The 13,434-nt window shown below is 45.5% G+C and carries 11 protein-coding genes; 2 read left to right on the top strand and 9 right to left on the bottom strand.

Annotated elements, in window-relative coordinates; all coding sequences use genetic code 11:
- Positions 1–16 precede the first annotated feature (16 nt).
- Entirely contained in the window at positions 17–610 is a 594-nt protein-coding gene (locus tag BLP33_RS01355; protein WP_090524064.1) for an RNA polymerase sigma-70 factor, read from the bottom strand.
- Between the two features lie 462 nt (positions 611–1,072).
- On the bottom strand, positions 1,073–2,071 hold the full coding sequence (mgrA, locus tag BLP33_RS01350) for an L-glyceraldehyde 3-phosphate reductase (protein WP_090524062.1): 999 nt from the start codon (positions 2,069–2,071) through the stop codon (positions 1,073–1,075).
- Positions 2,072–2,206: 135 nt separating this feature from the next.
- Here mgrA and BLP33_RS01345 point away from each other — a divergent pair, with 135 nt between their 5' ends.
- The gene (locus BLP33_RS01345; RefSeq protein WP_090524060.1) at positions 2,207–2,785 is read left to right on the top strand and encodes a Crp/Fnr family transcriptional regulator; all 579 of its coding nucleotides are present in this window, start codon (positions 2,207–2,209) and stop codon (positions 2,783–2,785) included.
- A 137-nt stretch (positions 2,786–2,922) separates the two neighbouring features.
- On the opposite strand, the gene BLP33_RS01340 is transcribed toward BLP33_RS01345, so the two are convergent.
- The 4 genes from BLP33_RS01340 to BLP33_RS01325 form a co-directional block, all read right to left on the bottom strand.
- Positions 2,923–3,813: a hypothetical protein gene (locus BLP33_RS01340; protein WP_090524058.1), complete on the bottom strand. Its 891-nt coding sequence runs from the start codon at positions 3,811–3,813 to the stop codon at positions 2,923–2,925.
- A 150-nt stretch (positions 3,814–3,963) separates the two neighbouring features.
- On the bottom strand, positions 3,964–5,535 hold the full coding sequence (locus BLP33_RS01335) for a M56 family metallopeptidase (RefSeq protein ID WP_090524056.1): 1,572 nt from the start codon (positions 5,533–5,535) through the stop codon (positions 3,964–3,966).
- 15 nt (positions 5,536–5,550) lie between these two features.
- A complete protein-coding gene (locus BLP33_RS01330) occupies positions 5,551–5,952 on the bottom strand; it encodes a BlaI/MecI/CopY family transcriptional regulator (protein ID WP_090524054.1) in 402 nt (133 codons plus the stop codon).
- A gap of 129 nt (positions 5,953–6,081) precedes the next feature.
- On the bottom strand, positions 6,082–6,888 hold the full coding sequence (locus tag BLP33_RS01325; protein ID WP_090524051.1) for a phosphatase PAP2 family protein: 807 nt from the start codon (positions 6,886–6,888) through the stop codon (positions 6,082–6,084).
- 262 nt (positions 6,889–7,150) lie between these two features.
- On the opposite strand from BLP33_RS01325, the gene BLP33_RS01320 reads away from it, so the two are divergent.
- Positions 7,151–8,830 carry a GH39 family glycosyl hydrolase gene (locus tag BLP33_RS01320; protein WP_090524049.1) on the top strand — a complete coding sequence of 560 codons (1,680 nt, stop codon included), beginning with the start codon at positions 7,151–7,153 and terminating at the stop codon, positions 8,828–8,830.
- 111 nt (positions 8,831–8,941) lie between these two features.
- On the opposite strand, the gene BLP33_RS01315 is transcribed toward BLP33_RS01320, so the two are convergent.
- From BLP33_RS01315 to BLP33_RS01305, 3 genes are read right to left on the bottom strand one after another with little or no spacing between them, the layout of a single operon-like run.
- A complete protein-coding gene (locus BLP33_RS01315; RefSeq protein WP_090524046.1) occupies positions 8,942–10,084 on the bottom strand; it encodes a VWA domain-containing protein in 1,143 nt (380 codons plus the stop codon).
- Positions 10,074–12,338, bottom strand: coding sequence for a DUF5682 family protein (locus BLP33_RS01310; protein WP_090524043.1), 2,265 nt, complete (start codon positions 12,336–12,338; stop codon positions 10,074–10,076). Before BLP33_RS01310 ends, BLP33_RS01315 begins: the two co-directional genes overlap by 11 nt.
- 18 nt (positions 12,339–12,356) lie before the next feature.
- Entirely contained in the window at positions 12,357–13,433 is a 1,077-nt protein-coding gene (locus BLP33_RS01305) for an ATP-binding protein (RefSeq protein WP_090524040.1), read from the bottom strand.
- Position 13,434: the final 1 nt, after the last annotated feature.

The following is a 13,434-nucleotide window of genomic DNA, read 5'->3' as shown; positions in this document are numbered from 1 at the left end:
ATACCCCAGTGGAGAATTAAATATTTTTCGAAATTTTTTCGGGACTAACTGCAGCGGGCAATTTTTGGGCATCCTTTAGCCCCAGCACAAGCATTTTCAGGGCGTTGCCCATGTGGTATTCAACAGTTTTAATGGAGATATCGAGTAAATCGGCTACTTCGCGGTATTTCAGGCCGTCTTCCTTTATCAGCTTAAAAACAAGGCGGCATTGATCGGATAGTTTGCTCAATGTAGTATTGATCAGTTTGGTAAGGTCCTCGCAAACCAGCTTATCCTCCCCTGTTGCACTTGAATCGGCAACATCTGCATGTACATCATCAATATTCACACTTTTTAGCTGATTTTTGGCGAGGCAGGTAAGTGATTTGTTTTTAACCGATGTGTAGCAGTAATAAGTAAAGTTATTGATTTCAGGCAGTGAGGCACGGCGTGTCCACAGATTCATAAAAACGTCGTTGGTGATCTCTTCAGCCAGTTCATCCTGTTTAACCAGCGATTTTGCGAGGCTAAACAATTTACCATAGTAAAATAAGTACAGCCTTTTAAAGGAAGCCCTGCTGCTGTTTAAAGCAATATCATTAAGCAAGTACCTAATCTCGGTGTCCAGCATCTCCTTATCGGTTGTAATTACTTATATCAAAACCCGGTACGGGTTAAGTATGGTTTAAATTAATATAATTGGCTTCATTAAAGCGAGGTTATCACGCTAATGAAAATCTAAGGTATAATATTTATTTTAATTGTTCAAAAAACAATTAAAATATTTTTAGTAAAAAATCAAATACCCAAAAAACACCCTCCTAAATTATTCTACAAAAGATAACTAACGGAAGCATCTGTTAAGAATTCAACTTTAAAATTAGTTAATCTTCTCGCTCTTTCAAGGCATATTAACCTATAAATAAAGTGTCATTTAAACAATAATTAATATAAAGCCGGAATAGATTTTGCAAAAACTTACAACAAAAAAGCCCCGGCTTTCGGCGGGGCCTGCGTTTTTTAGCTATAAGTCTTTAGTCAGGCTTTTCTTTTCTGTACTTTTAACTGAAGACTTAAGGCTCAGAACTTGACACTAATACGCCAATATATTATTGATCAACTTCAACTCCTCATCGCTAAATGAAATATTGGCTAAACAACCGATAGAATCAGTTACCTGTTCGGGCTTGCTTGCACCAATCAATACCGAGGTAATGCGTTTATCTTTCAAAATCCATGATAATGCCATTTGCGCCAGGTTTTGACCACGCTGCAATGCAATTTCATTCAGCTTTGCTGCTTTGGCTATATTTTGTTCGGTTATAGCATCTTCATCAATAGCACCATTACCACGATGAGCTGCAGCCCGCGAGCCTTCGGGGATACCTTTCAGGTATTTATTGGTTAATAAACCCTGGGCCAGTGGCGAAAATGGAATACAGCCAACACCTTTATCTTCCAGCACATCAAGCAAACCACCTTCAACCCACCTGTCGAACATGGAATATTTAGGCTGATGGATGAGGCAAGGTGTACCAAGTTCTTTCAACACCGCGATGGCTTTTTCTGTTTCAGAAGCGCTATAGCTTGAGATCCCAACATATAAAGCTTTGCCCTGGCGTACTATCAGATCCAACGCGCCCATAGTTTCTTCGATGGGAGTTTCAGGGTCAGGACGGTGATGATAGAAAATATCTACATAATCAAGCCCCATACGTTTAAGGCTTTGATCTAAACTGGCTACCAAATATTTTTTTGAGCCCCAGTCGCCATACGGGCCTTCCCACATACCCCATCCGGCTTTGCTTGAAATGATAAGCTCGTCGCGGTAGTTTTTAAAATCATCTTTAAAAATACGGCCAAAACTTTCCTCGGCCGAGCCCGGCGGCGGGCCGTAGTTGTTGGCCAGGTCAAAATGGGTAATGCCTTTATCAAAGGCTAAACGTAAAATATTGCGGGCGTTCTCCAGGCTGTCGATACCACCGAAGTTATGCCATAAGCCAAGCGATACCGCCGGCAGTTTTAAACCACTGTTACCGCAACGGCGGTACTCCATATCCTGGTAACGGTTTGCATCAGGTAGATAAGTCATATTTGATCAATAAGAATTGTATGAGGCAAAATTGACTTATCTATCTTAAAAATCCATTGAACTGGGACAAGAAATGAAATTATTTAGCGGTCTGATGTTTGCGGGTGTAACCCTAATCGCGCTTATATTTGAGCCATGTTTCAAAATATCAATAATTATGCGGCTCGGTCGGTTAGTTTAACTGCAGAGGAAACAGCCCTTTTTAATGAGATATTGGAATATCGGAAAATCCCTAAAAAAACCCGCCTGCTTACTGCCGGCAACATCTGCAATTTTGAAGCCTACGTAAACAAAGGCTGCATCCGCGAGTATATCATCGACGAAAACGGCGCAGAAGTGACCCTGCAATTCGCGGTTGAAGACTGGTGGGTAAGCGATCTGGCCAGCTTCCAGGATCAAAGCCCTGCCCACATGAATATTGAAACATTGGAAGATTGCGAACTGCTCATCCTTACCCACGACTCAAAAGAAAAGCTGCTTAACGAAGTTCCCAAACTGGAACGCATGTTCAGGCTAATGCTGCAAAGGCACCTTACCGTGGTTCAAAAGCGATTGTTTAAAACCATCTCCACTACCGCTATGGAAAAATACCTGGAGTTTATTAATCGCTACCCCAGCATCCCGCAAAGGGTGCCACAGCATTATATAGCCTCGTATTTGGGGATCTCGCCCGAGTTTTTGAGTAAACTGAGGGCGAGGAATTTGAAAAAGTAACTGGCGAGCTGACTTAGCTTTACTCTTTAATAACTTAACTAACGCATTTAATATAAAGGCGTCATTGCTTTGTACCTCGCAGCAATGACGCCTTGTTTGCCTTTAACAATTTTAAAGTTATAGCATCTGCATTATACTTAATTCCTATGAATATGCAAGCCGTTAAACTGCCGTTTGCCATTTTCATAACTGGTATTGCCTTGGGCAAAGCGCGGATATTTTGCACTGTATTTCTTAAATACACTCTCAGGTTGCTTCACTCCGTTTACGATCATTTCTTCGCCATTCATTGAAAGTTCACGCAGGGCATCTTCATTAGGAATAATATGATCAGCTACTAAATCACCTGTCATCTGTTTTAGCAGTCGTTGATCTTCGGCGGCGCGTTCCTGATCTTTTTTGGCCTGAATCTGATCTAAGTGCGCCTGTTCCTGGTCGTGTTTAGCTTGTACCTGATCTCGGCTGGCCTGTTCCTGATCACGTTTGGCTTGCTCCTGATCGCGGGAAGCCTGCTCCTGGTCGCGTTTAGCCTGTACCTGATCCTTAGATGCCTGCTCCTGATCGCGTTTGGCTTGTTGCTGGTCGCGCGCGGCATCTTCCTGTTCAACTTTTGCTTGTCGCTGATCTCGCTCTGCCTGTTCCTGATCGCGTTTAGCCTGCTGCTGATCACGACCGGCTTGCTCCTGATCCCGTTTAGCTTGGGCCTGATCTTTTTTTGCCTGGATCCTGTCCTTCCTGATCTGCTCACGAATGGCAGCTATAACTGTGCTGTATTCACCCCATTTGGTCGACGGGATAATTTCGCCGTCAACAGCCAAAGCCACCAGCTTGTTGTTTGCCAATTCCATTTGGTAAGTCTTTCCGTTCCAGTCGGTTTGGATACGTTCGCGCCCCTTGCCGTCAAAAGTATCGTAATTGTTATAAGAGTTTAAGGCCGTTTTCTTTCCCGGTTTCTGAGCGTTTGCAGCAGTTGTTAATGCCGTTGCCGCTATCAGCAACAGGGCACTTCTTAAATAATTTGTTTTCATTTTTCTGTTGATTTAAAGGTTAAAAATTGGGCAATAGTTTTCCATTCCGCCCATTTGGCAGTTTAAAATTGATTATTGAAATGACTGATTACTATAGCTTATAAAGCAGTATGTATCCCTGCTTTACAGACTAAATAAGAAAGGTTTTACCTAATCCTGAACGCTTGTTTTACTTTTTATCGGTTCTGTCTTTAGTTTATTTGCCTGTGCCTGATCACGTTTTGCCTGCTCCTGATCGCGCTTTGCTTGTGCCTGATCTCTTTCGGCCTGTTCCTGGTCAAGTTTAGCCTGCACCTGATCACGCATGGCTTGTTCCTGATCGCGCCGCGCCTGCTCCAGGTCACGTTTGGCCTGATCCTGTGCACGGCGAGCTTGTTCCTGTTCGGGGTTAAGTCCGGCTTTATTATTTACCGACTGCTGATTATCCTGTTCGGCCCGCTGCTTTGCTGCTAAAGCGTCGCTCTCAAGCTGCTCTTGCGGAGACACGGGTTCATCATTAGCCATAACTGGGTTTCCATTTGCATGAACGGGTTTCCGGGCAGCGACAAGATATTTATGTTTTAAATGTTTCGGCTTATCTCCTTGCCTAACAATCGCTGCAGATTGGGTATCGGCAAATGATGTTACGCGTTGTTCCTGTTTATATGTATGATTATTTCTGCTTTCAGGATAATTCACTTTCCTGATCTGTGCAAAGGCTGCGGTTGCTATTATAGCCGAAAGGATAATAGCGCCGCTTATCAAAAACACCTTTTCGCCGCAGGTTACCGTTTTGTTTCTATTACCCAGGATGCGGCTTACCCTGTGCAATAGCTGGTTCTTTTTACCGGGGAATGCAACCGCATAATTTGCACCGTAAAGCGAATGTTCTTTAAAGCTGATCAATGCCTGAATAAAATCGCGTTTGTTTTTTGTTTGGGCGAGGGCGATATCATCGCAGCAATTTTCCCGCTCATCCCTAATCAGGGACGAGATCCACAATAAGCCGGGATTAAAGAAAAATACGGTTTCGGCAATGGTTTGTAAAAAGTTAACGAAATAATCATGCCTGCGAATGTGCGCCAGTTCATGCAACAGTACAGCCTCCACCTGCTCGGACGGCAGCCCAGCCAATAAGCCTGCAGGAATCAGGATCACCGGCTTCAGGTGCCCGATAACCATAGGCATTTTCACGTATCCTGATTCAAGTAGTTTAACTGCCCGTTTCAGCTGCAGCTTTTTGCAAAGCAGTTCCACCCTGTTTTTCCAATAGCCAACAGGCTCGGACACCAGCCTGTGTTTTGCGGTATGGACAAACATGAGCCCGCGCATCATCCGTACCGACCGGAACAGGAAAAACACAAACCACAGCAGCACAACCATTGGCGCGTTGGCTGTAAAATAACCGATACAGGTACTGGCAAAAACCCGGATCTCATTAGCATTAAGGCTCAATAAAGCTGATGCCCTGCCGCCCATCGCATCACCAAACTGTACCATATTTTGCTGCGGATGCTTGCTCCACTCCCAGGTAAAAGTGAACAGGCAGGCCCCAACAAATAATAAAAACTGTACAAGTACCAGGTTGTACCTTACTGCCGCGCTTGCTTTTTTGGTGAAGAACATCACCGCCGCGCTGATAACCGCCAGCAACATCCCTTGCCATAGCGAATGGATCAGCATCCAGCTAAAAGCCTGTATCAGGCTGTGGGAAATGGTGTTGGTATTAAGGAGCAGGTACATATCTGTAAAGTTTAATTATTGATCGTCCATTTTTTTGAGCAGCTCTTTTATTTTTCTGAGTTCTTCGGCCGATGTTTTGTCGTTACCCAACAGGGCTACCATCAAATCGCTCGGCGAACCATTATACATCGAATCAACAAAGCGCCCAAGCATGTTCCCTTTCACCTTGTCTTCTTCAACTGCGGCGCTGTAAATGTGCTTCATATTGGTTTCGTCACGTTCAAGCATCCCCTTCTCTTTCATTACCTGCATCAGCTTAAGGGTACTGGTGTAAATTACCGCTTCCTTTTGTTCATTAAGCTTATCATGCACAAACCTCACCGTCGACGGGCCATGCTGCCACAACACCCGCAAAACGTCCATTTCTGTTTTGGTTGGCGTTAAATCAGCAGTAATATCCTTTTTAAACAAACTCATAAACCAAAGGTACGTATCAAAAACGTACGTTGCAATAGCTAAGTTATTTTTTATTAAAAAAAAACTCTAAAACAAAACAACCACCCTAATACTAAGGTGGTTGTACATTATAAATATAAGATCAGTCGTTTAAAAACTCTTGGCGAAAGTTAATCCAACCCTTCCGTCCTGGTAAGTTGGCAACAATAAGGAGTTGTTGTTTTTTCCTTTCTCATTCCCCCCACGGAATATGCCATTACGGATAAGCGGGTACAGGTAATAAGCCGCTTTTGTTGATAAGATCCCAAAACCGGCTCCTGCTATGATGTCGCTAAACCAATGCTTGTTGTTATATACACGCAAAATAGCTGTAGTGGTAGCAAAGCCATAACCAACGCCGCCGTATATGGGCGAGCGGTCGCCGTACTCCTGCGCCATAAACTCGGCAGAAACAAAGGCGTTACCGGTATGGCCTGAAGGGAACGAAAACTTATCAGAGCCATCGGGCCGCTCACGGTGGGTAACACGTTTTAAGCCAAAAGTGGTACCGGCAAATATGGCTTCGGAAAGCACGAGCAGCATAGTACGGTCGATAAATGTATTTTTACCATGAACACCAGCCAGGTTAAGCGCATAAACAGACACGATAGGCGCGTATTGCATGTAGTTATCAACCTTGGTATGGAAGCCGGGATGATCCTTGTTCATATCATTCCGTACGCGATAATCAATATTACGTATAAATCCTACTTTAAACGATAGCAGGCCATAAGTGATAAAAGCCGCCGGTGGTATGTATGACGGAAACTTACTTTGAAGGTGTTTAACCGTATCGGGCAATGTCAGGATATTCCTTGCAGAGTCTTTCTGCAAGGAATCCTTCTTTACGGCAACTTTTTGTAATGTATCCTTAACCTGGGCATAAACAGGCAGCGAAGATGATGCTGCCAATAGCATCGAAATAAAATAAAACCTAAACTTTTGCAAAGAATCCCCCTTATTAAGCGCTGGTAAGCACAATTATACAATTTAATTCTGTAGAATTTCTGAAGCGCGTAAACAATAAATTAACACGCTGTTAACGTAAATAATATTCAATATGTTGTATGTGATTTAAAATTGATTGAAAGGCCAGCCCCTTATTTTAATTGTTCTTTTTACAATAAATAAAATTACCTATGTTTGATCTGTACTCCTTATAAATCACCAAACTACCTGAATGAAGACCATCAAACTTATCTCCTTCCTTTTATTATTTATCAGCGGCCGTATTTTTGCCCAGAACCAGGCCAATATCGCCATCAGCCTAAATGATAAAATTGGCGATATGTACCCCTTTTGGGCATGGTTTGGTCACGACGAGCCTAACTATACCTACATGAAGGATGGCCGTAAACTATTGTCGGAGTTGGCCGCTTTGAGCCCGGTACCGGTACGCATGCGTGTGCACAACCTGCTTACCACCGGCGATGGTACAGCCGCGTTAAAGTGGGGATCAACCAATGCCTATACTGAGGATGCCAGCGGCAAACCTATTTATAACTGGCACCTGGTTGACAGCATATTTGACACTTACGTTAAACTGGGTATGAAACCTTATGCCCAGATAGGTTTTATGCCCGAGGCCTTGTCAACCCACCCCAAACCTTATCGCCATTACTGGAAACCCGGCGATAACTATGATGATGTTTATACCGGCTGGGCTTATCCTCCCAAAGATTACAATAAATGGGAAGAGCTTATTTATCAATGGGTAAAGCATTGTGTACAGCGCTACGGCCAGGCCGAGGTTGAAAGCTGGTACTGGGAAGTGTGGAACGAACCAAACATAGGCTACTGGAAAGGTACTATGAAAGAGTTCTTTAAACTATACGATTATGCTGCCCATGGTGTAAAACGCGCCCTGCCTACCGCGCACGTGGGCGGACCGGAAGTTGCAGGCGGCTCGAGCCCTGCCGGAATGAAATTCCTGAACGCATTTATTAAACATTGTATTGCTGATACCAATTACGCAACAGGCAAAATAGGTTCACCTATTGATGTGATCTCTTTCCATGCTAAAGGGCAGCCAACGCTGATCAATGGGCGGGTGCGCATGAACATGGCCCCGCAGATCCGCGATATCAGAGAAGGCTTTAAAATTGTAGCATCATATCCCGAAACTAAAAACACCCCGATAGTAATAGGCGAATCGGATCCGGAAGGTTGCGCGGCCTGCGGTATGGCTACCAATCCGTCAAATGCCTATCGTAACGGCACCATGTATTCGAGCTATACGGCGGCTTCTATTGCCCGCGAGTATCAACTGGCCGACTCATTAGGTGTAAACTTCATGGGCTCCGTATCATGGTCGTTCGAGTTTGAAAACCAGCCCTGGTTTTATGGGTTCCGCGATTTGGCTACAAACGGAGTTGATAAGCCGGTACTTAACATTTTCCGGATGCTGGGCATGATGAAAGGCAAACGCCTGAAAGTAACCGGCGACCAGATGTATTCGCTTAAAACCGTGGCCGATTCAAGCATCAGGGGAAATAATACAGATATCGGTGCTTTGGCAGCCGCAGATAAAAAAGAAATGACCGTATTGCTGTGGAACTATCATGATGATGACCTGCACGATGCAGGGAAAACCGTAAAGATCAGGATAGAAAACCTACCTCCCACCTTTGTAAAACTAACTCAATACCGCATTGATGAAGAGCATAGCAATGCCTACGAAGTGTGGAAAAAGATGGGTTCACCGCAAAAACCTACAGCTGCGCAAATTAAGGAACTTGAAAAAGCAGGGCAATTACAACAGTTTGGCAAACAGGTTACGCTGCAGGCTAAATCAGGGCTGGCAGGTGCCACTGTATTGTTACCAAGGCAAGGGGTGGCTCTTTTAAAGTTTAGCTGGTAAGCAAACAGCATCTATCAAACTATAAAATTGTTCCAGCCTGCCTAACCGTAATACTTTTGATAAAGTATCGAGCGTATAGGTGGGTGGGTTATCGGTAAAATCGCCAATCCTTTACTTTTTTATAATAAGGTCTTCCCTGGCCGCCCACATACCAATATCCTGTTTAGTGAGCGCGGCGGCCATCAGATCGGGAAATTTATCGGGTGTGCAGGCAAAAACGGGCACCCCCATATCGGCCAGGAACTGTGCATTGCCATGATCATACGATGGAGAGCCGTCATCGCTTAAAGCAAGCAATACTACCAATTGCACACCTGCCGCAACCAGTTCTACCGCACGACGGCGCATTTCGGCAACGTTACCTCCTTCGTAAAGATCGGTAATGAGCACCAACACGGTATCCGTGGGCCGGGGAGCTATCTGCTGGCAATATGTTAAAGCTGCATTGATATCCGTGCCACCACCTAATTGCACGCTGAATAATAACTCAACCGGGTCGGTTAACTCTTCGGTTAAATCGGCTACAGCCGTATCAAAAACCACCATTTTAGTTTTTATGGCTGGGATAGAAGCCATAACGCTTCCAAAAATCCCCGAATAAACCACTGATGATCCCATCGATCCGCTTTGGTCAAGACAGAGGATCACATCCTTTAATGATGAGCGCTTACGACCGTAACCAATCCTTGTTTCGGGAATAATGGTTTGATATTCGGGTTGATAATGCTTAAGGTTTTTAAGAATAGTTGCCCCCCAGTTTATTTCATTATGCCGCGGCCTTGTATTGCGGGTACTACGATTTAAACTACCGGTTATGGCCTGGCGCGTGGGCTCGGCTAACTTTTTTACCAGTTGGTCAACAACTTTACGTACTACCTGCCTGGCGGTATCTTTTGTTTTATCGGGAATAACGCGGCTCAATGTCATCAAAGTTGCTACCAGGTGAACATCTGGCTCTACATTTTCCAACATCTCCTTTTCAAACAGCATTTGGGTCAGGTTCAGGCGCTTTAATGCATCCTGCTGCATTACCTGTACTACGCTTGATGGGAAGAAGGTACGGATATCCCCCAGCCAACGGCTTACATTCGGTGATGATACACCGAGGCCTCCGGTTCTGTCGCTGTCATATAAAGCTTCAAGTGTGCGGTCAACTTTAAGGTCGGCATCATCGAGGCTAAATCCGGTGCCTTCATTTTGATTACCGCCCAGTATTAACCGCCATTTGCGCAGGTGCTCCGGTTCAATTTCCATTTGTGTCGTTAATATTTATGGTTAAACCCAATAATTGCATAATAACCGGCAAACCTTGCTTAGCTCTTTCGACATCAAAATTAGCGCTGATGTTTGTATGCTGATGCCCCGTCCCACCGCCGGATCTGGCCTTTTCGCCAAGCTTTCTCCTTTCAGGATTGGTAAAATTGGCAAAGGTGCGGCGCAGTAAAGGCAGCACTTGCATAAAAACCTCACCGGCAAGACTGGCTACCCAATTGTCGATCACTTGCCAAAGGTCCTGATCAAGCAACAATAAAGTACCGCTGCCTTTCAAAAAGCCTTCGAGCCAGGCTGCGGCGATGACCGGGGCCGTGGCCGATGACATAGCAAAACTGAAATACTGCATCAGTTGGTCGCCCTCCAATTTACGGGCGTCATGCAGCAAACGGGTACTATATCCTCCTATAACCGCCGAGGTGTTTTTATTAGCTGCTATAGTCAACAGCGTTTGCTGCCACATGTTAATTATGCCCGTATCCTGCAATAGGTTAATGCCATCGTTCAGTTTAAAAAACAGTTCCAGCAGCTTTTGAGAGGCATCTTCATCAATAGCGATACAGGCATTGGGCAAACTGATACAAACGCGGGTAATAATGCTATTGATAATGCTGATCACCAATTCGGCATCTGTTTTGCGTACATTGCCATATCTTGCCACGGTTATCAGGCCGGGCACTACTTCCATCAGTTCGATAACGTCGGCAGAGGCCGCAGCCAGATTATTAAGCTGACTGATCAACGCTTCAATGGCTCCCGGCAATTCTGCCGGAATCGTTTTTTCAAGCAGATCGCCTATAACTTTCAGTTCCTTTGCTTCTTTTGCCTGGTTGAGGACGCTATTCGCGGCCGCTTCAGCTACAGTGTTGCCCAAATTGCCGCGTTCAATAATCTCCACCGAATAGCCGGGGTCCCATTGCAGGCGCCATTGCTCTTTAAAAGTACCCTTACCGCTGGTGTATTGCTGCCTGCCCCAATTAATGCCCAATAATTGCAGGCGGTGCAGGAAGATACTCCGCTCCAGGTCGGTATCTTTCCTCAGGTCGAGTGTATAATCTTTGTAATCGGCTGTTGCGGGCAGCCTTAATTTCTTTTGTTGTTTTTCGATATCGAGTTGCAGCGGCGGTTTGGGAATCTCAACCGGCACCTCGCCTATCTGGTGGCCAACTATTAATTCGTCGTGTACCAGTTTTAGCAAAATGCTCTCGCCGTTACAAAGCACGCTCAGCGTGGCCTCATTCAGTTCCTCTAACCCTACTTTGGGCAAACCCCGCAGTGAAGCGAGCGCACCGGCCAACCTTACCGCTTCAATAATATGGGCAACGGAGGTATCCATCTGCTGCTTACGGAAAAGTTGTGCCACCTTGGCCATCCACAAGGTACCATCATCAAGCGGATGGTTCCAGATGTGGTTGTACCACCCCGGCGAATTGATACCGGCACCGTAACCGCTACGGAAGCTTAAACGGTTAAAAGTCCATGGAATCCAGGTGCACTCTGTTTTTACTTTTGGAAGCCCCTTCAGTATTTCGTTATCATCTTTTTGCGATGATTTTCCCTGTAAAGCTGGTGCGTGCCATGCTCCACAAATTACGGCTATGGTATGAAACATCTTCTTTTCGGCCTGGCGGATAGTGCGACGCATGTATGCTTCGCGCATCTGTTCAAGCTTTTTGTCCTTTTTGGGAAAACTCTCGCGAAGTGCCTGCATAGCTTCAGATACCGCATCAAAAACCTCATCGTTATTATCGCGGTACTCAAACGTATGCTCCCACCATTTTTCATCGTCGGCAAAGCCGGCAGCATCTGCCAGGTAACTTATCGGACTTTTATAGAGTTGCTCAAGGCTTTGTCCCTCGCTATTGATGTGAACTGTATCCGGATCTTGTTGTTGTTCAACAACCTTTTGCTCCTTTTCAACAAGCATCTGGTTACCGGCAGGGAGATCCATAAAACGCACATGGATATTTTGCCTGCGGGCATAAAGAATTGCCTGCCATTCGGGCGAGAAATCGGCAAAGGGATAAAACACCGAGCGTTGCGGGTCATCCGGCTGATAGCAAAGCAGCGCTACAGGTGGTTTCAAACCTTCGTTGCTTACCCATTGCAGCATGGCATCAGCTTCCGGTGGCCCCTCAACCAAAACAATATCGGGCCTAACCGTTTCCAGAAAAGCTTTCACGTTACGCGCCGAACCCGGCCCGTGGTGCCTTATGCCTAAAATATGTACTGCCATTGGCTTAAGGTTTTTTGATTACAGATCGCGGCAGGCACGGTAAATGTCGGCCCAATCGGTACGTGGTTTTACTACAGTTTCCAGGTATTCCTGCCAAACCAGTTTATCCTGCACCGGGTCTTTAATTACCGAACCGATGATGCCCGCGGCAAGATCAGCTGCCTTCAATTGTCCATCGCCAAAATAGGCAGCCATTGATAAACCACTGTTCACAACTGAGATAGCTTCGGCAGTGCTTAAGGTACCTGACGGCACTTTGATCTTGGTTTTGCCATCAAGCGTAACGCCTGCACGAAGTTCACGGAAGATGGTCACTATCCGGCGGATCTCCTGCAATGCCGGCGGTTCGGCCGGCAGTTCCATTACTTTTTCAAAGCTTTCAACCCGGCGGCGTACGATGTCTATCTCCTCTTCCACCGAATCAGGCAAGGGAAGGATAACGGTATTGAAACGGCGCTTTAACGCGCTTGATAATTCATTTACACCTTTATCACGATTATTGGCTGTGGCTATGATATTAAAACCTTTAACGGCCTGCACTTCGATATTGAGCTCAGGTACGGGCAGTGTTTTTTCAGAAAGAATGGTGATCAGTGTATCCTGCACATCGGCGCCAATACGGGTAAGCTCTTCTAAACGAACTATTTTACCATCTTTCATCCCGCGCATTACAGGCGTTTCTACCAGCGCATCCGGCGATGGGCCTTGTGCTATCAGGCGGGCATAGTTCCAGCCATAGCGAATGGCCTCTTCACTTGTACCGGCTGTTCCCTGGATAATCATGGTTGAATCGCCGCTTACAGCCGCTGCCAAATGTTCACTCACCCAGCTTTTTGCTGTACCGGGCAAACCGTATAATAGCAGGGCACGATCTGTTGTGAGTGTAGCTACCGCTATTTCCATTAAGCGGCGGTTGCCAATATATTTTGGCGAAACCTCAAAGCCATTCTTCAGCTTCCCGCCAACCAGGTAGGTTACTACCGATTGAGGAGAAAGTACCCAGTTGGCCGGACGCTTATCACCGTCCTGCTTTTTCAATTCTTCCAGTTCGTGTGCAAATAATTGCTCTGCATGCTGACGTAATATCTGTGACATG

The organism is Mucilaginibacter sp. NFR10, from assembly GCF_900100445.1.
GTDB lineage: Bacteria > Bacteroidota > Bacteroidia > Sphingobacteriales > Sphingobacteriaceae > Mucilaginibacter > Mucilaginibacter rubeus.
Note: the sequence above shows the minus strand (reverse complement) of the source record. Positions and strands in the feature narration are given on the sequence as shown.